The sequence below is a fragment of the Amnibacterium soli genome (assembly GCF_039544415.1).
In the GTDB taxonomy this organism is placed as follows: domain Bacteria; phylum Actinomycetota; class Actinomycetes; order Actinomycetales; family Microbacteriaceae; genus Amnibacterium; species Amnibacterium soli.
This window is the reverse complement of sequence record NZ_BAABLP010000003.1, coordinates 46,229-68,187: the sequence shown is the minus strand read 5'-3', so window position 1 is coordinate 68,187 and position 21,959 is coordinate 46,229. Positions and strand designations below refer to the sequence as shown.

20 protein-coding genes are annotated in these 21,959 nt (G+C 75.8%); 11 read left to right on the top strand and 9 right to left on the bottom strand.

Going from position 1 to position 21,959, the window contains the following annotated elements:
* The first annotated feature begins 12 nt into the window (after window positions 1-12).
* Window positions 13-891: an aldo/keto reductase gene (locus ABEA53_RS08520; protein ID WP_345480673.1), complete on the top strand. Its 879-nt coding sequence runs from the start codon at window positions 13-15 to the stop codon at window positions 889-891.
* Between the two features lie 7 nt (window positions 892-898).
* Here ABEA53_RS08520 and ABEA53_RS08515 read toward each other — a convergent pair whose 3' ends face one another.
* Together ABEA53_RS08515 and ABEA53_RS08510 are read right to left on the bottom strand one after the other, a co-directional pair.
* Window positions 899-1,258, bottom strand: a complete 360-nt coding sequence (locus ABEA53_RS08515; protein WP_345480672.1) for a UBP-type zinc finger domain-containing protein — start codon at window positions 1,256-1,258, stop codon at window positions 899-901.
* A 118-nt stretch (window positions 1,259-1,376) separates the two neighbouring features.
* Window positions 1,377-2,057, bottom strand: coding sequence for an SDR family NAD(P)-dependent oxidoreductase (locus ABEA53_RS08510; RefSeq protein ID WP_345480671.1), 681 nt, complete (start codon window positions 2,055-2,057; stop codon window positions 1,377-1,379).
* 86 nt (window positions 2,058-2,143) lie between these two features.
* Between ABEA53_RS08510 and ABEA53_RS08505 the strand changes: the two genes are divergently transcribed.
* From ABEA53_RS08505 to ABEA53_RS08485, 5 genes are all read left to right on the top strand, one after another.
* Entirely contained in the window at window positions 2,144-3,064 is a 921-nt protein-coding gene (locus tag ABEA53_RS08505) for a 5-dehydro-4-deoxyglucarate dehydratase (RefSeq protein ID WP_345480670.1), read from the top strand.
* A complete protein-coding gene (locus ABEA53_RS08500) occupies window positions 3,061-4,122 on the top strand; it encodes a mandelate racemase/muconate lactonizing enzyme family protein (RefSeq protein WP_345480669.1) in 1,062 nt (353 codons plus the stop codon). The genes ABEA53_RS08505 and ABEA53_RS08500 overlap by 4 nt, the downstream gene beginning before the upstream one ends.
* An 81-nt stretch (window positions 4,123-4,203) precedes the next feature.
* Window positions 4,204-5,853, top strand: coding sequence for an AMP-binding protein (locus ABEA53_RS08495; RefSeq protein WP_425550613.1), 1,650 nt, complete (start codon window positions 4,204-4,206; stop codon window positions 5,851-5,853).
* Window positions 5,854-5,971: 118 nt separating this feature from the next.
* A complete protein-coding gene (locus tag ABEA53_RS08490; protein WP_345480667.1) occupies window positions 5,972-6,796 on the top strand; it encodes a carbohydrate ABC transporter permease in 825 nt (274 codons plus the stop codon).
* An 85-nt stretch (window positions 6,797-6,881) separates the two neighbouring features.
* Complete coding sequence (locus ABEA53_RS08485; RefSeq protein ID WP_345480665.1) at window positions 6,882-7,565, top strand: phage holin family protein; 684 nt, start codon at window positions 6,882-6,884, stop codon at window positions 7,563-7,565.
* 87 nt (window positions 7,566-7,652) lie between these two features.
* Here ABEA53_RS08485 and ABEA53_RS08480 read toward each other — a convergent pair whose 3' ends face one another.
* Window positions 7,653-9,029: a protein kinase domain-containing protein gene (locus tag ABEA53_RS08480; RefSeq protein ID WP_345480664.1), complete on the bottom strand. Its 1,377-nt coding sequence runs from the start codon at window positions 9,027-9,029 to the stop codon at window positions 7,653-7,655.
* A 148-nt stretch (window positions 9,030-9,177) separates the two neighbouring features.
* Here ABEA53_RS08480 and ABEA53_RS08475 point away from each other — a divergent pair, with 148 nt between their 5' ends.
* Window positions 9,178-9,972: an alpha/beta fold hydrolase gene (locus ABEA53_RS08475; RefSeq protein WP_345480663.1), complete on the top strand. Its 795-nt coding sequence runs from the start codon at window positions 9,178-9,180 to the stop codon at window positions 9,970-9,972.
* Complete coding sequence (locus ABEA53_RS08470) at window positions 9,969-10,838, top strand: alpha/beta fold hydrolase (RefSeq protein WP_345480662.1); 870 nt, start codon at window positions 9,969-9,971, stop codon at window positions 10,836-10,838. Before ABEA53_RS08475 ends, ABEA53_RS08470 begins: the two co-directional genes overlap by 4 nt.
* Window positions 10,839-10,860: 22 nt before the next feature.
* Here the strand turns inward: ABEA53_RS08470 and ABEA53_RS08465 are convergent, their stop codons facing one another.
* Window positions 10,861-11,772: a LysR family transcriptional regulator gene (locus tag ABEA53_RS08465; protein WP_345480661.1), complete on the bottom strand. Its 912-nt coding sequence runs from the start codon at window positions 11,770-11,772 to the stop codon at window positions 10,861-10,863.
* An 82-nt stretch (window positions 11,773-11,854) separates the two neighbouring features.
* Here ABEA53_RS08465 and ABEA53_RS08460 point away from each other — a divergent pair, with 82 nt between their 5' ends.
* On the top strand, window positions 11,855-12,799 hold the full coding sequence (locus tag ABEA53_RS08460; protein WP_345480660.1) for a DMT family transporter: 945 nt from the start codon (window positions 11,855-11,857) through the stop codon (window positions 12,797-12,799).
* Here ABEA53_RS08460 and ABEA53_RS08455 read toward each other — a convergent pair.
* The 4 genes from ABEA53_RS08455 to ABEA53_RS08440 all read right to left on the bottom strand — a co-directional run bounded on the left by ABEA53_RS08455 (window position 12,772) and on the right by ABEA53_RS08440 (window position 18,023).
* Window positions 12,772-13,434, bottom strand: a complete 663-nt coding sequence (locus ABEA53_RS08455; protein ID WP_345480659.1) for an SGNH/GDSL hydrolase family protein — start codon at window positions 13,432-13,434, stop codon at window positions 12,772-12,774. The genes ABEA53_RS08460 and ABEA53_RS08455 overlap by 28 nt on opposite strands.
* Before the next feature lie 100 nt (window positions 13,435-13,534).
* Window positions 13,535-15,988 carry a bifunctional lysylphosphatidylglycerol flippase/synthetase MprF gene (locus ABEA53_RS08450; protein WP_345480658.1) on the bottom strand — a complete coding sequence of 818 codons (2,454 nt, stop codon included), beginning with the start codon at window positions 15,986-15,988 and terminating at the stop codon, window positions 13,535-13,537.
* Entirely contained in the window at window positions 15,985-17,283 is a 1,299-nt protein-coding gene (locus ABEA53_RS08445) for an alpha/beta hydrolase (RefSeq protein ID WP_345480657.1), read from the bottom strand. The genes ABEA53_RS08450 and ABEA53_RS08445 overlap by 4 nt, the downstream gene beginning before the upstream one ends.
* A gap of 71 nt (window positions 17,284-17,354) precedes the next feature.
* A complete protein-coding gene (locus tag ABEA53_RS08440; RefSeq protein WP_345480656.1) occupies window positions 17,355-18,023 on the bottom strand; it encodes a response regulator transcription factor in 669 nt (222 codons plus the stop codon).
* Between the two features lie 181 nt (window positions 18,024-18,204).
* Between ABEA53_RS08440 and ABEA53_RS08435 the strand changes: the two genes are divergently transcribed.
* Window positions 18,205-19,725: a hypothetical protein gene (locus ABEA53_RS08435; RefSeq protein ID WP_345480655.1), complete on the top strand. Its 1,521-nt coding sequence runs from the start codon at window positions 18,205-18,207 to the stop codon at window positions 19,723-19,725.
* Window positions 19,722-20,483 carry a polyprenol monophosphomannose synthase gene (locus ABEA53_RS08430; protein ID WP_345480654.1) on the top strand — a complete coding sequence of 254 codons (762 nt, stop codon included), beginning with the start codon at window positions 19,722-19,724 and terminating at the stop codon, window positions 20,481-20,483. The genes ABEA53_RS08435 and ABEA53_RS08430 overlap by 4 nt, the downstream gene beginning before the upstream one ends.
* Before the next feature lie 46 nt (window positions 20,484-20,529).
* Here the strand turns inward: ABEA53_RS08430 and ABEA53_RS08425 are convergent, their stop codons facing one another.
* Complete coding sequence (locus ABEA53_RS08425) at window positions 20,530-21,819, bottom strand: glycosyltransferase (RefSeq protein ID WP_345480653.1); 1,290 nt, start codon at window positions 21,817-21,819, stop codon at window positions 20,530-20,532.
* Window positions 21,820-21,959 lie beyond the last annotated feature (140 nt).

Genomic DNA, 21,959 nt, shown 5'->3' with positions numbered 1-21,959 from the left:
GAGGATCGCCCGGTGCTGGAGCAGCGGCGGTTCGGGGACACGGGTCTGCAGGTCTCGGCGATCGGGCTCGGCGCGGGCCAGATCGGCGAGCGCGAGGTCGGCGAGGACGACGCGGCCGCGGTGCTGCAGGGCGCCCTCGACCTCGGGGTCACGCTGATCGACACCGCCCGCGGCTACGGCCTGAGCGAGGAGCGGATCGGCCGGCACCTGGCGCACCGGCGCGGCGAGTTCGTGCTGTCGAGCAAGGGCGGCGCGGGCGTCGAGGGCGAGCCGGACTGGAGTCCGGAGGCGCTGCGGCGCGGCATCGAGGACTCCCTCCGCCGCACGCGCTCCGAGCGCATCGACGTGTTCCACCTGCACTCCTGCCCGGTGGAGGTGCTGCGTCGCGGGGACCTGCAGGACGTGCTCGACGACGCGGTCGCCGCGGGCGACGTGGGCGTGGCGGCGTACAGCGGCGACAACGAGCACCTCGCCTTCGCGGCGGACTCCGGCCGCTTCGGCTCGGTCGAGGCGAGCGCGAGCATCGCCGACCAGTGGAACCTGCGCCACGTGATCGGGCGTTCCCCGGCGCTCGGGGTCATCGCGAAGCGGCCCATCGCGAACGCGCCGTGGCGGTTCGCGGAGCGCCCGGTCGGCCACTACGCGGAGCTGTACTGGCAGCGACTCCGCGAGCTCGACTACGACTTCGGCGACCTCGACCCCGCGGAGCTCGCGCTGCGCTTCACCGCGCACGCGCCGGGGGTGCACAGCGCGATCGTCGGCACCGCGAAGCTCGACAACCTGCGGCGGAACGTCGAGGCCTTCGAGCGCGGGCCGCTGCCGGAGGAGGTGCTGCAGCGCATCGACTCGACGTGGCGTCGTGTCGGCGCGGACTGGCCGAGCTCGACCTGAGCGCGCGTCAGCCCCGGCTCGCCTCGAGCTGCGCCGTCCAGTCCGCCGGCACCCGCTCCGCGGGCCCGGGCACGGTCTGCGCATCCGGACGGCTCTGCGGGTCGGCGAGGCGCGGCCCGTCGACGAACGCGTCGACCCGGTAGTCCCAGAACCAGTCCTCGCCCGGCTCGAACGACTGCTCGACCGCGTGGCCGGTCTCGCGCCAGTGCGCGGTGCCGTGCCGGCCCAGGGAGTCGTCGCAGCAGCCGATGTGCCCGCACGCCGCGCACCGCCGCAGGTGCAGCCACCACGAGCCGGTCGCCTCGCACTCCGCGCAGCCGGTGCCGGAGGGGCGGGCGGTCGGGTCGATCATCGCGGTGTCGGTCATCGCTCCAGCATGCGGGCTCGCGCTGCGGCGCGCACCGCTCCGTCCGCCCCGGTCCCGGACGCCGGACCAGGGAGCGCGTGGTCGGACGTCCGGCCGGTCCGCAGCCGGGACCGGGTCCTCAGAGCGCGGTGACGCCCTGCACGCGGTGCCCGATCGCGATCGCCTCGCCCGAGACGACGTTGCGCGGCGAGATGAGGAAGGTCACGAGGTCCGCGATCTGGTCGGGGCTCGACTGGCCGCCCTGCCCAGGCGTCACCTCGGCGGCGGGTTCGTCGGTGACGACGGCGGGGTTCACGACGTTCACGCCGACGCCGGTGCCCGCGTACTCGTCCGCCAGGTTCTTCGCGGCGACGATCAGCGCCGTGTTCCGGACCGCGCCCGCGAGGTTGCCGGTCAGCACCGCGGCCTGGCCGGCGATGCCGACGACGCGCCCGTAGCCCGCCTCCCGCATCCCGGGCAGCACGGCGTTCGCGACGCGGAGGAACGTCAGCGCCTTGCCCGCGACGGCGTCCGCGACCTGGTCGGGATCGTTCTTGCGCGCCGGGTCGAGCGTGCCCAGGCTCGGCGCGGCGGTCAGCACCGCGGCGTCGATGCGGCCGTGCTCGGCGAGCACGGCGGCGATCGCCCGGCGCACGGACCCGTCGTCGCGGCCGTCGAGCTCGATCCCGCCCTCGCCCGGGTGGCGGGAGGCGACGACGACCGTCGCGCCCTCCTCCCGCGCCCGCTCCACGATCGCCGAGCCGATGTAGCCGGCCCCGCCCACCACGAGGACGACCCGGTCGCGCAGCTGCAGATCCATGCCTCCACGGTAGCCACGGGGTCCTGCGCGGCGCCCGCCTACGATCGACGGGACCCGGCAGCGGGTCGCGGCGCGATGGAGGCCACATGACGACGACGTTCGGCGACGGGGTGCTGTTCTTCCCGGTCACCCCCTTCGACGACCGGGACCGCGTGGACGAGGCGCTGCTCGCCCGCCTCGTCGCGGACGGGCTGCGCCACGGCGCCGGCGGGGTGTTCGCGGCCTGCGGCACCGGGGAGTTCCACGCGTTGTCGGCGGAGGAGCACCGGACCGCGGTGCGGGCCTCGGTCGCGGCCGCCGGCGGCGCGGTCCCCGTCGTCGCGGGCACGGGCGGGCCGCTCGGGCACGCCCTCGCGTGCGCCCGCGGCGCGGCGGAGGCGGGTGCGGACGCGCTGCTCGTCCTGCCGCCCTACCTCGTGAGCGGGACGCAGGAGGGGCTCGTCCGCTACGTCGAGGCGATCGCCGCGGCGAGCGGTCTGCCCGTCATCGCGTACCACCGCGCGAACGCGGCCTTCACGGTCGACGGGGTGCGGCGGCTGCTGCAGGTGCCCGGCCTGATCGGGATCAAGGACGGCGTGGGCGACACCGCGCTGATGCAGGCGTTCGTGCTCGCCGCGAAGGCCGCCGGCCGGGACGACGTCCTGTTCTTCAACGGCCTGCTGACCGCGGAGATGTCGCAGGCCGCCTACTCCGCGATCGGCGTGCCCCGCTACTCCTCGGCCGTCTTCGCAATGGCGCCCGAGATCGCCACCGCGTTCCGCACCGCGCTCGAGTCGGGCGACGACGCGGCGCGCACCCGCCTGCTCGACGGGTTCTACGGCCCGCTCGTGCGCCTCCGCGACGAGACGCCGGGCTTCGCGGTGTCGCTGATCAAGGCCGGGCTGCGCCTCGGCGGCGCGGCGGTGGGTCCGGTCCGGCCGCCGCTCACGGACCCGACCGACGAGCAGGAGAAACGGCTCGCCGCGCTCCTCGAGGCGGGGCGGGCGCTGGTCGCCGCCGGCCGGTGAGCGGGCGCATCGCCGCGCTCGCGACGCGGCTGCTGCGCGTCCCGCTGTCGCGCCCGTGGGGAGCGGACGTGCCGGATCTCGGCGTGGTCGAGGTCCGCGTCACCGCGGACGACGGCGCGATCGGCACCGGATTCAGCTGGACGCCGACCATCGGCGCGACGGCGGTCCGCGCGCTGCTCGACGACGACGTCGCGCCCTTCGTCGTCGGCCGTCCGGCGGAACCGGAGGGGTGGGACGACGTCTGGCGGCACCTCCACGAGGCCGGGGGAGGAGGCGTGACGACGATCGCCCTCGCCGGGCTCGACACCGCGCTCTGGGACCTGCGCGCCCGTCGCGCGGGGATCGGGCTCGCCGAGCTGCTCGGTCGCCGGCACGACGCGCTCGCGGTCTACGGCAGCGGCGTGAACCTGCACTACCCGCTGCCGGAGCTCGAGGCGCAGGTCCGGCGCTGGATCGACGGCGGCATGACCGCGGTGAAGATCAAGGTCGGACGACCCGACCTCGCCGAGGACCTGCGGCGCGTCGCCGCCGTGCGGGCGCTGCTCGGGCCGGACCGCGAGCTGATGCTCGACGCGAACCAGCGCTGGGACCTGGCGACGGCCGTCCGCGCCGCGGAGGCCTTCGAGCCGTTCGCGCCGGCGTGGCTCGAGGAGCCGCTGCGCGCGGACGACCTGGCCGGCCACGTCGCGCTCGCGCAGCGCATCGCGATCCCGATCGCGGTCGGGGAGAACCTGCACACGGAGCACCGGTTCCGGGAGTACCTCGACGCGGGTGCCGCCCGGGTGCTGCAGCCCAACGTCGTGCGCGTGGGCGGCATCACCCCGTTCCTCCGCATCGCCGAGCTCGTGCGGGAGCGCGGCGCCCGGCTCGCGCCGCACCTGCTGCCCGAGCTGTCCGCGCAGCTCGCCTTCGCGCTGCCGGACCCGGTGCGGATCGAGGACGTGGAGGACGCCCGCTTCGAGCAGCTCGGCGCGCTCGCCGAGCCGACCGGTCTGCGCTTCCACGACGGCGTCGTCGAGGGCGGCCCGGCGCTGGGGCTGGGCCTGCGCCTCGCCTGAGCCCCCGCCTCCGGCCGGGCGGCAGAATGAACGCATGGACGCCGACGAGGTCTTCCGCGCTGCCCGGACCGCCTGATCGCGCTGCGCGCCGACCACCGCCGGGCGACCGAGGAGTTCGTCTGGCCCGACGTCGGCCCCACGTTCAACTGGGCGACCGACTGGTTCGACCGCATCGCCCTCGGCAACGAGCGGATCGCGCTGCGGATCGTGGAGGAGGACGGGCGCGACCGGCAGGTCTCGTTCGACCGCATGCGGCAGCGCTCCGACCAGGTCGGCGGCTGGCTCGCGGAGCACGGCGTCGCGCCCGGCGACCACGTGATGCTGATGCTCGGCAACCAGGTCGAGCTGTGGGAGTCGATGCTCGCCGTGATGAAGATCGGCGCGGTGCTGCTGCCGACCACCACGGTGCTGACGCCCGGCGACCTGCGCGACCGGGTCGAGCGCGGGCTCGTGAAGCACGTGATCGCGAACGCGGCCGACACCGGCAAGTTCGACGGGCTCGGCGGCTTCTCGCGCATCGTCGTCGGCGACCCGGTCGACGGCTGGGCCCCGTACGCCGACGCCGCGGGGTGGACGGGCACCCGGCCCGAGGTGGCGGTGCGGTCGGACGACCCCTCCCTCGTCTACTTCACCTCCGGTACCACCAACCGGCCGAAGATGGTCGTGCACACCCGCGTCTCGTACCCGGTCGGGCACCTCACGACGATGTACTGGCTCGGCCTGCAGCCCGGTGACGTGCACCTCGCGATCAGCTCACCCGGCTGGGCGAAGCACGCGTGGAGCTGCTTCTTCGCCCCCTGGATCGCGGAGGCGACGGTCTTCGTCTTCAACTACGCGCGCTTCGACGCCGCCGCCCTGCGGCAGCAGCTGGACCGCGGCGGCGTCACGACGTTCTGCGCGCCCCCGACCGTCTGGCGCATGCTGATCCGCGCCGACCTGGGTGCGAAGCCGCTCGCGCTGCGCGAGGCGCTGTCCGCCGGCGAGCCGCTGAACCCCGAGGTCATCGACCGGGTGCAGGACGCCTGGGGCCTCACGATCCGCGACGGCTACGGGCAGACCGAGATGACCGCCATCATCGCGAACACCCCCGGCAGCCCCGTGAAGAGCGGATCCATGGGCGTGCCGCTGCCGGGCGTGGGCATCGCGCTCGTCGACCCGATCTCCGGCGAGCAGGCCGACGAGGGCGAGATCGCGATCGACCTGCAGCAGACCTCCCCGTACCTGATGGCGGGCTACCTGGGCGTGCCCGGCACGGGCGCGGGCACGACGGAGCGCTACTACCGCACCGGCGACGTCGCCCAGCGCGACGCCGACGGCGTGATCACCTTCATCGGCCGGACCGACGACATCTTCAAGTCCTCCGACTACAAGGTGTCGCCGTTCGAGGTGGAGAGCGTGCTGATCGAGCACCCCGCGGTGATGGAGGCGGCGGTCGTGCCGGCTCCGGAGGAGACGCGGCTGAACGCGGTCAAGGCGTACGTCGCGCTCGCGCCGGGCTGGGCGGCCGACGAGGGCACGGCGCTCGCGGTGCTGCAGTACGCGCGGGAGCAGCTGCCGCCGTTCCAGCGCGTGCGGCGGCTCGAGTTCTTCGACCTGCCGAAGACGATCTCGGGCAAGATCCGCCGCGTCGAGCTGCGCCAGCGCGAGGCGGACGCGGCGCGCGACGGGGTGGCGCTGCCCGACGAGTGGCGCGACGACGGGTTCCCGCAGCTGCGCGGCGGCCGCGCCTGACCGCCTCCACGCGATCGGGCGCCCGGCCCGCGCCGCGGAGGCACATGGGGACCCGGCTAGCGTCGGAGGCCGCGACGGGCTGCCCGGGGGAGCGGTCGCGGTGGGGAGCGGAGGACGCATGAGCGCGATCGCACAGCCGCGGACGGCAGCTCGTCCGTCGCGGCGTCCCGCCCGGCCGTCGCTCGGCGCGTGGCTGCGGTCGGCCCTCCTGCTCGTCGTCACCGCGGTGGCGCTCGTGCCGCTCGTGCCGATCCTCCTCCCGCTCGTCGTGACCCGGGACGGGACGTTCGCGCCGCTGCGCGTGCTGCTGCAGCTCGGCGACGGGCCCGCGCTGCAGTGGCTCCTGAACAGCGTGCTCGTGACCGCCGGCACCGTGATCGGCGTGCTCGTCGTCGCCGCCCCGGCGGGCTACGCCCTGTCGCGCGGGCGCAGCCGTGCGCTCGGCGCCTACGCCGTCGTGCTCTTCGGGCTGCAGTCGCTGCCCGCGATGGTGCTGCTGCCGCCGCTCTACGTGATGCTCGTGCAAGTCGGCGGCATCGACGACCTGGTCTGGCTGACGGTGCTGTACGTCGGGTTCTCCCTCGCGGTCGCGACCTGGACCACGACCACCTGGTTCTCCACCCTGCCGATCGAGGTGGAGGAGGCCGCGTGGCTCGACGGCTGCACCCCGTTCGGCGCGTTCGTGCGGATGGTGCTGCCGAACTCGGGGCCCGCGCTGCTGTCGACGGCGCTCATCACGTTCCTGTTCGCCTGGAACGAGTACTGGATCGCGTTGCTCTTCGTGCAGGACCAGCGGTTCTTCACCGTGGGCCTCGCGCTCGTCAGCGGCGGCCGGTCGCCGGGGCTCGCCATAATCGGCCTCGTGCCCCCGGTGGTCGTCTACCTGCTGCTGCACCGCTGGTTCCGGTTCGGCGGCATCGCCGACTCGGCTGCCCGGGCCTAGCGCCGTCTCGCGGCCTCCTCACCGGCGGCTGCGGAAAGGTGGTCGGAGCGCGGGATCCGCGTGCAGCGGTGGAGGAGGCGCGTCCGTGAGCGATGCGAAGTCGGGCAGGCGGGCCGCCATGGCGGCGCTCAGCGGGCTGATGAGCGGGGTCGGGCAGAACGTCTCCGAGCGCGTGAAGCAGGAGTTCGACGCGACCCGCGCGGAGGGCGACCCGCAGTCGGCGAAGCGGGCAGCCGCGGCGGCGCTCGGCGGGCTCGTCGGCGGGGTCGGGCAGAACGTCGCGGACCTCGTGCGGCAGGAGCTGGGCGCGGCGCGCTCGGACGTGGTCGCCTCCGCCAAGTCGGCGGCGCGCGGCGCCGGGCTGCTCGGCGGCGCCGCGGCTGCCGGGAACACGGCGGTGCTCTTCACGGGCGTCGCGGTGTGGCGCGGGCTCGGCAACCGGATCGGCTTCGCGAAGTCGGCGCTCGTCGTCGCGGCGCTGTCCGCGGGCGCAGCGGCCGCGCTCGCCGCCAGCGGCACCGCGGAGCTCGGGCGCGTGCAGGCCGCCGCTCGCGCGGCCCGGAAGGCGGCCGCCTCCGACGGCGCGGCCCCCGCACCCGCTGCCGAGACGCCCGCGCCTCCCGCCCCGGAGGCCGCTCCCGCGCCGAGCGCGACGTCGCCCGCTCCCACGCCGAGCGCGACGTCGCCCGCACCCGCACCCGCACCCGCTCCGGAGAAGACGGAGCGCGGCCCGATCGCGCTCGGCCCCGCCGCACCCCGCGAGGACTGACGGTCCCGCGATTGCGCGCGCCAGACGCAGTTGCGCGCGAGCGAGCGCGCGCATCCGGGACCACGGCGCGCAGCTGCGCGCACGGGGCTAGTCGCGCTTGCCGAGCAGGCCGAGGGCGACCCGGCGGGCGGCGCGGCGCAGCTCCATCTCGTGCAGCGCCATCGCGGCGAGGTCCTCGAGGGTGGCGACCTCCGCGGCGCCCATCGAGCGCGGCCGCACGTCCGAGATCGAGAGCGAGCCCAGGTTGTGGCCGTCCGCGGTGATCAGCGGCGCGCCCGCGTAGAACCGGAGGCCCGCGTGCTCCGCGGCGGGGCGGGAGGCGGTGCGCGGGTCGGCGCGCACGTCCTCGATCACGAGCGTCTCGTCGTGCAGCCCGCCGGTGCCGCCCAGGCCGCGGTCGCGCGTCAGCTCCTGCACGTCGATGCCCTGGCGCGACTTCAGCCACACGCGATCGGCGTCGACGATGCTGATCACCGCGACGGGCACGTCGAAGATCCGCGCGGCGAGCGAGGTGATCCGGTCGAACTCCACGTCCGGCTCGCTGTCCAGCAGGTCGGAGTCGCGCACCGCGGCGAGGCGCGACGACTCGGAGTCCGCCGGCTTCGGGCGATCGCCGCCGAGGTGGCCGACGATGATCGCCCGGAAGGCGGTGACCGCCTCCTGGGCGGTCGGACGGTCCTTCGGGTCGCGCGCGGTCATGCCGCGGAGGATCGCGGCGAGCTCCGCGGGCATGTCGCCCGGGATGGCGGGGTCCGCGTCGAGTCGCGCGAACGCCGACTCGAGCACGCCGCCCGGGAACGCCGTGCGTCCGGTGTACGCCTCGAGCAGCACGAGGCCGAGGGAGTAGATGTCCGTCTCCGAGCCGAGCGGCTCGCCCTCCACCTGCTCCGGGCTGAGGTATGCGGCGGTGCCCGTCGTCTCCTCGCTCGGCTCGTCCGTCGATCCGCTCAGCACCGCGATGCCGAAGTCCGCGATCTTCCCGCGCGCGGGACGCGCCTGCGCGGGCGCCAGCAGCACGTTCGCCGGCTTCAGGTCGCGGTGGATGATGCCCCGCTCGTGCACGTACTGCAGCGCGGCGAGCAGGTCCCACGCGAGGTACGCGACCTCGAAGGGCGTCAGCGCCCCGGTGCGGAGCCGACGGCGCAGGTCGGGCCCGTCGACGAACTCCATGATCAGGAACATCTGCGGCGCCGTGGCGTCGGTGAGGTCCACCCCCGCGTCGAGCAGCGCCACGAGCGCGTGGTGGTTCAGCCCGCCGAGCATGCGGGCCTCGCCCTCCTGCGCCTTCAGCTGCTCCGGGGTCGCCGCGCGGGCGCTGAACACCTTGATGGCCACGTCGCGGCCGAGCAGCAGGTCGCGCGCGCGGTACACGACGGAGGCGCCGCCGCGCCCGAGCACGGGGCCGATGCGGTACCGGCCCTGGAGGACGGACGGGAGGGAGACCGGGGAGGCGGCGTCGACCACGGGTCCAGCGCTCCCTTCCGTCGCGAGCAGGTCGGGAGCATCGTTCCATCTCGGGCGCCGGAGCGGCCGAGGCGTGCGCGAACCGGCCGGATGTGCACCCGGAGCCCGTCCAGGAGTGCGGCCGGATCGCGTTCGTAGACTCCCCGCCGTGGACGAGTACCTCGAGCGCCCGCAGGCCCGCATCGCGTACAGCAGCACCCTCGCCGCAGCCGACCGGACCCTCGTGGTCGCGCACTCGCTCGCGACGAGCCGCCGCTGGGAGGACGAGGCGGGCGTCTTCGACTGGAGCCCGGTCGCCGACGCGGGGCAGCGGCTGGTGCGCATCGACAGCCGCGGCCACGGCGAGTCGAGCGGCGGCGCCACGGACGAGCAGTACCGCTGGCCGGCGCTCGCCGAGGACCTGGTCGCGGTCACCCGGGCCGTCTCGCCGACCGACCCCGTCGACGCACTCGGTGAGAGCACGGGCTGCGGCGTCCTGCTCCACGCCGTGCTCGCGGCGCCGGACCGGTTCCGGCGCCTCGTGCTGGTCATCCCGCCGACCACGGGAGCCGCGCGCGCGGAGCAGGCCGAGCTCTACCGCGGCGCCGCCGAGCTGATCGACCTGCGGGGACCGGAGGCGTGGCAGCGCCTCGTCACCGCGGCCGCGCCGCCCGAGATCCTGCAGCGCGGCGGCTGGACCCGCCCCTCCTGGATCCCGATCCGCGACGAGCTCGTGCCGTCCGTGCTGCGCGGCGCTGCGGGCAGCGCGTTCCCGGAGGACGACGCCCTCCGCACGATCGTGCAGCCGACGCTGGTGCTCGCCTGGGGCACGGACGCGAGCCACCCCGTCTCGAGCGCGGAGCACCTCGCCGCGCTGCTGCCCGCCGCGACGCTCGAGGTGGCGTCGACGCCCGACGAGGTGCGCGGGTGGGGTCGCCGCGCCGCCGCGTTCCTGCAGGGGTGAGCGTGCCGGAACGCCTCGCGAGCTTCGCGTCCGACGGGCTGCTGCTCTCCGTCCGCGACGAGGGGCCGCTCGACGGCCCCGTCGTGATCGCGCTGCACGGGTTCCCGCAGACGTCGGCGAGCTGGGCCGCCGTGACGCCGCGGCTCGTGTCGGCGGGGTACCGCGTGCTCGCGCCGGACCAGCGGGGCTACTCGCGGGGCGCGCAGCCGCAGCGCGTCGCGGACTACGCGATGGGCGCCCTGACCGGGGACGTGCTCGCGCTCGCCGACGCGGCGGGAGCCGACCGGTTCGCGGTGCTCGGCCACGACTGGGGCGCCGCCGTCGGCTGGACCCTCGCCGGGCGGCACCCCGACCGCGTCGCGTCGCTCGCCGCCGTGTCGGTGCCGCACCCCGCGGCGCTGCGCCGGGCGCTCGCGGGCCCGCAGCTGCTGCGGTCCTGGTACATGGGCCTGTTCCAGCCGCCGGTGCTGCCCGAGCGCCTGCTGCGGGCGCGCGGCGGCGCGTTCGCGCGCCGGCTGCTCGCCGGCACCGGGCTGCCGTCGCTCGACGCCTCCCTCCGCCTGCTGACCGATCCCCGCACCGCCACGGCGACCCTGAACTGGTACCGGGCGATCCGCCTGCGCGGCCAGCTGAGCGCGGGCCGCACCCGCGTGCCGACGCTGTTCGTGTGGAGCGACCGCGACACCGCGATCGGCCGCCGGGCCGCGGAGGGGGCCGCCGACTTCGTCCGGGCGCCCTACCGGTTCGAGGTGCTGCGCGGGGCGTCGCACTGGATCCCGGAGGAGCGGCCCGACGAGCTCGCCGCCCTCGTGATCGCGCACCTGCGGGCGCACCCGGTCGACGAGGAGCCCGCGGCCGGCGCCTGATCCGGACGCGGCAGCGGGGCGACTACGTCCGCGCGGGGTCGGCCACGTCCGCGGAGGCCGCCTGCTGCAGCAGCCGGAGGGCCAGCGCGACCGGCGGCGTCCGCGCGACGGCGTCCCGCACGACCGCGTGGATCGAGCGGACGGGCGTCGGCCGCACGATGGGCCGGGCGACCACGCCGGCCGGCAGCCGGGCCGCGCCGAGCGCGGGCAGCACCGTGACGCCGACGCCCGCGGCCACGAAGGAGATCGCGGACGGGTAGTCGTGCGCTTCCACGCGGAAGGTCGGGGCGAAGCCGGCCGCGGCGCACGCGTCGAGCAGGACGCGGCGGCACCAGCCCCGGGTGAAGTCGTTGTCGATCCAGGACTCGGCGGGCAGATCGCCGAGCGGCACCTCCGGGCGCGACGCCAGGGGGTGCTGCTCGGGGAGGACGACCACGTAGGGGTCGTCGAGCAGGTGGTGGGCCGTCGAGCCGACGGCGGGCGCGAGGTCGGGCCGGTCGACGACCAGCTGGACGTCCGCGCGGTCCATCCCGTCCTCCGCCGGGTCGTCGGCGAGCCGCAGGTCGAGCCGGACCGCCGGGAACGCCTCGATGAGCCCCCGCACGACGACGGGCATCCACACCGCGCCGACCGACGCGAAGTACGCGATGGAGAGCGCGCCCGTGCGGCCGGCGCGCAGATCGGCGACGAGGGTCTCGCTCTCCGCGATCCGCGCCAGCACCGCCTCCGCCTCGGCGGCGAGCGTGCGGCCCGCCGCGGTGGGGCGCACGCCCCGGCCCGCCCGCTCGAGCAGCACCAGGCCGGTCTCCCGCTGCAGGGCGCCGACGTGCTGGCTCACCGCCGAGGGCGTGTACCCCAGGTTCGCGGCTGCCGCCTGCACGGAACCGGTCGCCACGACGGCGCGGAGCACGCGGAGGCGCTGCACGTCGAGCATGCGCCGGATCGTACAGTCGGGCTGAAGGGAGCGGAAGCATCCGGTGATTGCACTGAATCCTCCACTGCTCGAAGGTGGAGCCGTGCCCGCCTCCCGCGTCCTGCCCGTGCTCGCCGCCGTCGTGACCGTCGTGCTCTGGGCATCGGCCTTCATCGGGGTGCGAGCGGTCGGGGCGGACCTCGACCCGGGCCCGCTCGCGCTGGGCCGGATGCTGGTCGGGACCCTCGTGCTGACGCTGGTGGTCGGCGTGCGCGCGGCACGACGCGGGAGAGCGCCGGTTCTGCCGCGCGGCCGGCTGCTGCTCGCCGTCGCCGCGTGGGGCGTCGCTTGGTTCGGCCTGTACAACCTGGCGCTGAACACCGCCGAGACGCGGATCGACGCCGGCACCACCGCTCTGCTCGTGAACCTGGCGCCCGTGATCGTGGGCGTGCTCGCGGGGCTGCTGCTCGGCGAGGGGTTCCCCGCCCGGCTGATGATCGGGCTCGCCGTCGCCTTCACGGGCGTCGCGCTCATCGCGGTCACGACCTCCACCGGTCGAGGCGACCTGCTCGGCGTGCTGCTCGGCCTCGCCGCGGCGGTGCTCTACGCGGGTGCGGCGACGGTGCAGAAGCGGCTGCTCGTGCGGCTCGACGCGCTGACGCTCACCTGGCTCGGCGCGGCCGCGGGCACCGTCGTCTGCCTGCCCTTCGCCCCGCGGCTCGTCGAGCAGGTCGCCACGGCACCGGGCGCCACCCTGCCCGTGGTCGTCTACCTGGGCGTGTTCCCGACCGCGATCGCGTTCCTGCTGTGGGGCTGGGCGCTGTCGCGGACCAGCGCGGGCCGGATGGCGGCGTCGACCTACGCGGTCCCGCCGCTGGTCGTGCTGCTGTCCTGGGCGGTGCTCGCGGAGGTGCCCGCACCGCTCACCTTCGTCGGCGGCGCGATCTGCCTGGTCGGCGTCGCCCTCGCCACCGGCGTGCTCGGCGGCCGGCCGCGCCGCGCGCCTGCGGTCGGGGGCCGTCAGACGGAGCGCGTCAGCCGCGGGTAGAGGCCCCGCAGACGCTGCTCGAGCCGCAGCCCCAGGTAGGCCTGGCCGTCGATCGTCGGGTGATGGTTCCGCGGATCGAGCACGCGGGTCGGCGCGGAGGGGATCCATGCCGCGCGGAGCATGGAGATGTACGCCACGCCCTCCGCCTCGGCCACGTCGGCGAGCACGTCGTCGACCGCGCGCTGCTCGGCGGTCACCGGCTCGGGATCGGGTCCCGGCCCGAGCATCACGCGCGGCGCCGCGGGGAACCGGCTCCCCAGCGCCCGCAGGGTCCGCCGCGCACCGGCGGCCAGCTCCGCCTGCGACGCGTCGCGGTCGTTGCTGCCGCCCTGCACCACCACCAGGTCGGCGCGCACCGAGGGCTCGACGCGCGCCACGCGATCGGCGTAGGCGGCGCCCCCGCCCGCATCCGTCACGTAGCCGGTGCCCGAGACGGCGTCGACGGTGACCGCCCAGTGCAGCCGCGCCGCCGCGACCTGACCGAGCGCCCGCGCGGGGTCGGCGTGCAGCCCGGCGGCCCAGGAGTCGCCGAGCACGAACAGCGACCGGACGTCCCGGTCCGGCGCCAGCAGCGTCGCGACCGCCGCGGCGCCGAGCACCGCCACGGTCCGCCGGGTCGGTGCACGCCGCTGCATCCCTCGAGTGTGGGACGGCGGCGCCCGGGGTTCCAGGGACACGGTGCCCGTCCTCGGCGTGTCCCGCCGGGCGTCCAGGCCCGTTGCACCTGCGCCCGCGTCAGCGGAAGGCGGACACCAGGCGCACTGCGGCGCGCGCCGTGAGGTGCGGCAGGTAGGCGCGCGTCAGCGCGATGCCGGTCGCCGGCAGCGCGAGGGCGTCGGGGTAGGCGAGGACCAGCGGCTGCAGCTCGGGCTGGAACTTCGCCTTGAACGACGCGAGCGACGCGAACCCGTACGCCGGCTCGAGCACCCGGGACAGCACCCGCAGCAGCCGGTCGAGCGCTCCGTCGTCCTCCACGTCGGAGAGCGCGAGGGGTGAGGCGGACAGGCTCACGAACTCCAGGTCCTGCTCCTGCGCGAGGAGCAGCACCTGCGCGATGACGAACTCCATCAGCCCGTTCATCGAGTCCGCCGACCGCCGCATCACGTCGAGCGTCCAGCCGATCTGCACGTCGTCGCGCCAGGTCGGCAGCCAGCTGGTCGTCGCGATCACGCGGCCCTCCGCGTCGAGCGCGAGCATCAGCCGCACCGCGGGGTCGTGCAGCTCGTCGACGCCGCCCAGGGTGAAGCCGAGCTCGGGCAGCCCGCGGTCCGCGACCCACTCCTCCGAGATCGCGGTGATCTGCGCGCGTTGCGCGGGGGTGCAGTCGCTCCAGGTCGTCCACCAGGTGGAGACGCCCAGCCGCTGCGCGCGGTTGATGGAGGTGCGCACGTCCTGCCAGCGCTTGCCGGTCATCGCGAACGCGCGCGGACGGATCAGGGTGTCCTCGCCGATGGTGGCCGTCGACCAGCGCCGCTCGTCCGACAGGGCCCGCGCGAACTCGGGGGAGACCGCGTAGAACACGGGGGTCAGGCCCCGGTCGTCGCAGTCGACGGCGAACTCCCGCGCCGCGGCGAGCCGGCCCGCCGCGGCGCCGACGGGCTCGCCGAGCGCGAGGGCGACGCCCCCGATCTCGCGGTACGCGACGGCGTGGTCGCCCGAGGCGGAGAACCGCACGACGTTGCCCGGCCAGGTCGCCATGTAGGAGATCGAGCCGCTGCCGCCGGCGCGCAGCAGCCGGCGCAGGCGCTGGTCGTCGGCGCCCGGCGCGACCGCCAGGTCGAAGCGCAGCACCAGGGTGACCGCGAGCACGACCGCCCAGAGCAGCGGCCCCATCCAGTCGTGGATCAGGTGAGCGGGCTGGCCGATGGGAACGAGCCCGAGGTGCTGCAGCCGCTGGAAGCCGATCGGCACGTACCGCTGCGGCACGTCGGCGAGGGTCGACAGCACGTCCGACCGCGGCGCGAACTGGCGGGGGAGGAGGGCTCCCGCGAGCACGTACGGCACCGCGCCGACCAGGAGGGCCGCCACGACCGCGCCCGCGGAGGCCAGCGCCACGGTCCGCCGAGGGCGCACGTCGAAGTGCCGGATGCTCAGCAGCACCAGTGCGGCGACGGCCGCCGGCACGAGCGCGGCGAGGGTCGTCTGCAGCGTCGGGCCGCCGTCCAGCGCCGGGCCGAGCAGCGTGCGCGGGTGCCGCAGCGCGGGCAGCACGCCGAAGAAGACCGCGGTCAGCAGGGCGATGAGCGCGTTGAGGGCGACGGCGACGATCGCGCTCGCCCGGCGGCCGTGCCACATGCCCCACGCGGCGGCGAGCGACGCCGCCAGCACGAGCAGCGGCATCAGGGCGGCGCCCGGGCCGTTGACGTGCGCGAGCGCGACCTGGCGCGCGCACTCGGCCGAGCTGCGGAACCCGTCGCAGGGGTCGCGCAAGAACCCGGCGCCCGGCAGCGAGTCGCGGAACAGCAGGCCGAGCGGCCGCAGCGGCCCGTAGCCGTGCGGCGACACGACCGCCACGATCGGGCCGAACGCGGTCACGCCGACCACCGCCGCGAGCAGGCTGCGGGTCTCGTGGTGGCTGCTGCGGCGCCACCGGAGGCGCGGCGCGTGCCGGGTGAGCACGAGGCCGAGCACGAGGCCGACCGCGCCCGCGGCCAGCCGGTAGGCGTCGCCGGGCTCGCCGGAGTAGAGCAGGACGACGACGAGCGCGGTGAAGCCGAGCACGCGGATCCTCCGCCGCCACAGCGGGCCGGCGAACGCGCTCGCGGCCATCGCCGTGCCCGCGACGGGGATCAGCGGATCGACGACGAGGGTGTCGAGCGGAGCCTGCGACCAGACGCCGCGCACGAGAATGCCGGCGGCCTGCAGCACGATGCCGGCGGCGATCCCGAGCACGGTCGTGCCCGCGGCGACGAGCAGGGTGCGGCCGTGCCCGAGCAGGCGCTCCGCGCCGCCCATCACGGCCACGATCGCCACGACGTCGAGCAGCAGGGCCCCGAGGCCCGGCGCGAACACCGCCGCGGTCAGCACGGACAGCAGGTCGTGGTGCTGCACGACCGCGTCGAGACCCGTGCCGACCACCTGGCGCAGCCCGGGCCGCGGCCCGAGCAGCGAGCCGGTCGCCAGCGCGACCAGCAGCACGAGCGCGGCGAACGCGACCGAGACGGTCTGCCGGCGCAGCACGGCGGTCACGAGGGCAGGCCCCAGCGCGGTACCAGGCCCTCGATGCCCCACGCGAGGCCCTGGGAGGCGGTGTGCCAGTCGTGCGCCGTGCCGGGCACGACGTAGGTCCGCACGGTCATGCCCGCGCGCGCCGCCGCCTTCGCCATGCGCAGCGTGATCGGCCGGTAGCGGTCGTCGTCGCCGCCGACCGCGAACATCGCGTGCGTCGACGGGTAGCGGTGGTGCGCCAGCACGTGCAGCGGCGAGGCGTCGAGGTAGGCGCGGGCGGACCGGCCGAACCCGCGGTCGATCGTCTGGGTCACGGTGCCGTTGCGCGGCGCGAGCTCGCCGGAGACGTCGACGATGCTGCCGAACTCCGCCGGGTAGCCGGAGCCGAACTGGATCGAGCAGGTGCCGCCCTCCGAGAAGCCTGCGATCGTCCACGCGCGCCGGTCGGACGAGACGGACTCGTGGGACAGGATCCAGTGCCGCACGTCCACCGTGATGTAGGTGGCGACGCGACCGAGCCTCGAGTTCACGCACATCGGGTTGCGGGTGGCGGACCCGAGCTGGTCGGGCACGACGAGCACGGGCGCGACGCCGTGGTGCGCCTTCGCGATGGCGTCCATCGTCTCGTCGAGGTGTCCGGCGAGGAACAGGTCGGAGGGCTGCCCCGGCTGGCCGGACAGGCCGATGACGACGGGCAGCCGCGGCGGGTGCTTCACGAGCGCGGCGGGCGGCAGCCACACCCAGGCCTTGCGGGCGTGGAAGTGGGAGAGCGTGCCGGGGATCGTGACCGTGCCGAGCTCGCCGGTGGTCGGCATGTCCGCGGGCGCGCGCCAGTCGGCGAGCGGCCGGCTGCTCGCGTGCAGGCCGCCGGCGACGAGCGCGCCCACGCCGGTGTCGCCGACGACGTCGCCGAGGGTCGGGTAGTAGGCGAAGTCCTCGTTGATCATCAGGCCGCCGGCGGCGAGCACCGCGGGCACGGCCACGACCGCGACCGCCTTCCTCCACCAGCTCGTGCGGAACAGGCCGACGAGCGCCACGGCGACGCCGGCGAACAGCGCGGCGCCGGCGACGTGGACGACGGTCGAGAGCTGCACGCCGAAGACGTCCTGCACGTCGCCCAGCCACCAGACGAGCGCCCAGCCGATGCCCGCGCCGAGCACCGCGGCGGCGCCGAGCACCGCGTACCAGCGCCCGCGGCTGCGGGCGCGCACGCCGAAGGGCAGCAGCAGCACGATCACGAGCACGCTCACGACCGCGTAGACGGCGGCGAGCGTGCGCACCGTCTCGATCGGCAGCGACGACAACCAGTTGGGCATCGGGACCTCCGATCGCCATGGTTCGGGTCCCGCTGCCAGAAACCTCGAAGACCGAGCCGGCGCCGTCGAGGTCAGGGCCGGCCCACCCGGTAGCCCTGCCCGCGGACGGTCGTGACGATGTCCCGCTCCGTCTTGCGCCGCAGGTAGTGCACGTAGGTGTCGACCGTGCCCGGGACGTCGCCCGGCGGGAACACCTCGCGCAGGATCCGCTCGCGCGACAGCGTCTCGTCGGGGTGCTGCGCGAGCAGGTGCAGCAGCTGCGCCTCCGTGCGGCTCAGCACGATCCGACCGCTGTAGGGGGAGTTGATGATCCGCGCGGCGGGCCGGAACTCCCAGTCGCCGACCATCACCACGGGCTCGCCCGTCGCGTGCACCCGCGTGATCGCGCGGAGGCGGGCGAGCAGCTCGGTGGAGGCGAACGGCTTCGTCAGGTAGTCGTCCGCGCCCGCGTCGAGGCCGCCCACGCGGTCCTCGAGAGAGCCCAGGGCCGTGAGCAGGATGATCGGCACCGCGCTGCCGCGGGCGCGCAGCTGCCGCACGAGGTCGAGCCCGTCGCCGTCCGGCAGCCGGCGGTCGAGCACCAGCGCGGCGAAGTCGCCCTCCATCGCCAGCCGGAAGCCGGTCGCCGCGTCCAGCGCGAGACGCACGTCGTAGGCGGGGGAGAGCATCTCGACCGTGAGCGGCCCGATGCGCACGTCGTCCTCGACGAGGAGCAGCGGAGGCCGTCGCTCCGCCGTCACGTCGTCCCCCGGCGCGCCCGGGACCGAGCACCGCCGAGCACGTCCACCGCCACATCGTGCAGCAGCGCGGCGCCGGCCGCATCCCCGGTTCCGGAGGCGGGCGCAGCGCGTTCATGTCATGTGAAGGCGGAGGGGCTCTTCCTCGGAGGTTTCTTGACGGCGGGCGCGGACGCTGCCGGGCATGATCCGCACGCCGACGCTGCAGCGACCCGAGCGGGCGCCCGTCGCGCCGCTGCGCGCGCCCGGTCGGCTGCTGCCCGTCGGACCGGTCGCCGTCGCGATCGGCGCGCTCGCGTTCGCGATCCGCCTCGCCGTCATGCTGCGCGGCGGCGGCCTCACCGGCATGGGCGGCTACGACGACGGCGTCTACTACGCGGCGGGCGACGCCCTGGTCCACGGGCGCATCCCGTACGCGGACTTCCTCCTCCTGCACCCGCCGGGCGTCGCGCTCGCCGTGGCGCCGTTCGCGGCGTTCGGTTCGCTGACCGCCGATCCGGCGGGGCTGACCGCCGCACGGCTCGCGTTCGAGCTGATCGGCGGGCTGAACACCGCCCTGATCGTCGTGATCCTGCGGCGGTGGGGCTGGGCCGCGGCGCTGACCGGCGGCGTGCTCTACGCGGTGCTGCCGCCGGCGGTGTGGGCCGAGCGGTCGGTCCTGCTCGAGCCGCTCGGCACCCTCGGCGTGCTGCTGGCGGTGCTCCTGCTGCAGCGCGCCCGCACGGGCCGCGGCGTCCTGCTGGCGGGCCTCGCGGCGGGCTGGTCCGCCGACGTGAAGATCTGGTACGTCGTGCCGATCGCGGTGCTGGCGCTCTGCACGCCCGGCATGCGCGACCGCCTCCGCTTCGCGCTCGGCGCGGCGCTGGCCGTCGCGATCGTGTGGGGCCCGTCGCTGCTGGCCGCGCCGCAGGCGATGGTGCGAGAGGTGGTGCTCGATCAGATCGGCCGGCCCCGGCAGCCCGGCCTCGTCCACCGGCTGGCCGGCATCCTCGGCGCGCACGCCGCCGCCGGCCTGCACCTGCGGACCGTGACGCTCGCGCTCACCGCCGCCGTCGCGCTCGCCGTCGTGCTGACCCTGCTCACCCGGGGCGCCCGGGTCTTCGCCGTGCTGCTGCTCGCGGACGCGGCGGTGCTGCTGCTGAGCCCGTCCTGGTTCCGCCACTACGGCGGGCTGACCGCGCCGCCGCTCGCGCTCTGCGCGGGCATCGGCGTGCAGCGCGTCGCGCAGCTGCTGCCCGCGCGCCGCGTCGTGCTGCCGGTCCTGGCCGCCGGCGTCGCGGCGGCGCTGCTGCTCGCCGGGTTGCACCTCGACGACCGCATCCGCTCCGGCTTCGCCGTGCCGGCCGCCTTCTCCGCCGCCGTCGACCGGACCCCCGGCTGCATCACCTCCGACGACCCGACCGTGCTGGAGTCGACCGGCCTGCTCAGCCGCGACCTCGCCGACGCGCGCTGCCCGGTGTGGCCCGACGTGACCGGCTGGACGTACGACCGCGCCGACGTGCGGCTGCCGGACGGCCGGCCCGTGCCGCGTCCGCGGAACGCGATCTGGCAGCGCCTCGTCCTCCACCACCTCCGGTCCGGCGACGCCACCATCCCGATCCGCCCGAGCACCGGCCTCAGCGCGCGGAGCCGTGCCGTGCTCGACGCCGGATCCCCGCTCGTGCACGTCGGCCGCTTCGTGCTGCGGCCCACCGACCGCCGATGACCGACAGGAGCCCCGCCATGCGCACCCTCGTCTGCCTGCCCACCTACGACGAGGTCGAGAACCTCGCGAACGCCGTCGCCCGCATCCACCTCGCCGAGCCCGGCGCGCACGTGCTCGTGATCGACGACAGCAGCCCGGACGGCACCGGCGAGCTCGCGGACGCCCTGGCGTCGCGCGACGCCCGCGTCGCCGTGCTGCACCGCACGGAGAAGGACGGCCTCGGCCGCGCCTACCTCGCCGGTTTCGGGTGGGGGCTCGACCACGGCTACGAGTGCATCGTCGAGATGGACGCGGACGGCTCGCACCGCGCGGCCGACCTCCCGCGGCTGCTCGACGCGCTGGAGGAGGGTGCGGACCTCGTCCTCGGGTCCCGGTGGATGCGCGGCGGCGCCGTGGACGGCTGGGCCCTGCACCGCCTCCTGCTCTCCCGCGCGGGCAACCGGTACGCCCGCCTGATGCTCGGCCTGCCGTACCGCGACGTCACCGGCGGCTTCCGCGCGTTCCGCGCCGGCCGGCTGCAGCGCCTCGACCTGTCGAGCGTGCGGAGCGAGGGGTACTGCTTCCAGATCGACCTCGTGCGGCGCGCGCACGCCGCCGGCCTGCGCGTCGTGGAGGTGCCGATCACCTTCGTCGAGCGGGAGCACGGCGTGAGCAAGATGTCGGGCGGGATCGTGCTCGAGGCGCTGTGGAGCGTCACCCGCTGGGCGCTCGCGCCCCGGCGGCCCGCCGCCGCGCGGGCTCGACGGCGTCCGGCCTGAGCCCCGGACGCGCGGCCGAGTCGGGATGCGCGCCCGCGTCAGGACGTCAGTCGGAGGGAACGGCGTGCTCCGGTCGACGCCGGGCGATCGCGTCCTCGACGAGCTCGCAGATCGTCCGCTCCGCGTCGGTCGCCGCGATCTGCACGGCGATGCGCGCGGCCGCGGTCCGGTAGGCCTCGTCGCTGCGGACGCGCTCGATCGCCGCTCGCATCTCGCCGGTCGAGGGCCGGCTGGTGCGCAGGTCGATGCCGGCGCCCGACCAGGCCACGCGGGCCGCCGTCTCCACGTCGGTCTCGAGCGTGCCCGCGACGACGAGCGGGATGCCGCGCCGCAGCGCGTGCTGGGTGTGCAGGTAGTCGCCGTCGGAGACGACGACGCTGCGCTGCGGCAGCATCCGCGACCACGGCAGCCCGGCCTCGAAGTGCACGTTCGCGGGGATCGCCCCGGCGAGGGCGATCGCCGTCGACCTGCGGTCCGCGCCCGCGACGATGACGGTGTTGCCCGTGCCCCCGTACGCGCGGATCATCGGGACGACGAGGTCCCGGACGGTGGAGGGGGAGGTCGCCCGCACCCCGATCACCGGGGGCTCCTCGAGCGGGTCCCACCACTCGGGGATCGACTCTCCCGACGGCGGGTGCAGCGGCCCGACGAAGCGGAAGTTCGAGGGCGCCGCCGCTCGCGGGTACTCGAAGCGGTCGGTCGTCAGCTGCGCCCACGCGTCGCCGAGCGCGGGGGTGGCGCGCAGGTCGCCATGGACGCGGACGCCGAAGGTCCGATGGATCTGCTCGTTGAACGACCGCGACAGCCGCGCCATCACGCGGGCCGCCATCAGCTCGAACGCCGCGGCCCGGACCCGGTCGCCCGCGTCGAGCGAGGGCGCGAAGCCCATGCCGTACGGCGGCACGAGCGGGTCCGGGATCCACGGCGCGGAGAAGCCGACCATGATCACGGGCGGCCGCTCGGTCGCGGGCCTCGCCGCGAGCATCGCCGCGCCGACGAACAGGCCGTCGGTGACGAGGGCGTCGACCGCCGCGTCGCGGATCACGCGCTCGACGACGGCCCACTGCCCGGGCACGGGATCGATGACGTTGCGCTGCACCCGGGCGAGCAGCTGATGGGCGCGCTGGGCGACGGGCGGCAGCGCCCGCTGGCGGGCCGGCGTCGGCGGCTCCGGTGCGACGTGCACCTCGAAGCCGAGTCGCCGGTACGACTGCACCGCGGCCTCCGACGAGACGACGGACACGCGGTGGCCCCGGTCGCGCAGCGCCTCCGCCACCGTGAGGGCGTGCTCAGCGGCACCGAGACCGCCGAGCGCGGCGAGCAGGACGGACGACACGGGATCGGATCGTGCCGGTCGCGTCGAGGTGCGCGGTGCTGCGCGCGCCGGGGTGCACGGATCCCCGTGGTCGCGCCTCGGTGCGTCGCTTGCGCGAGGACCGCGGTCGTGGGTTGATCGATGCCGGGTGCGGCCGTGGG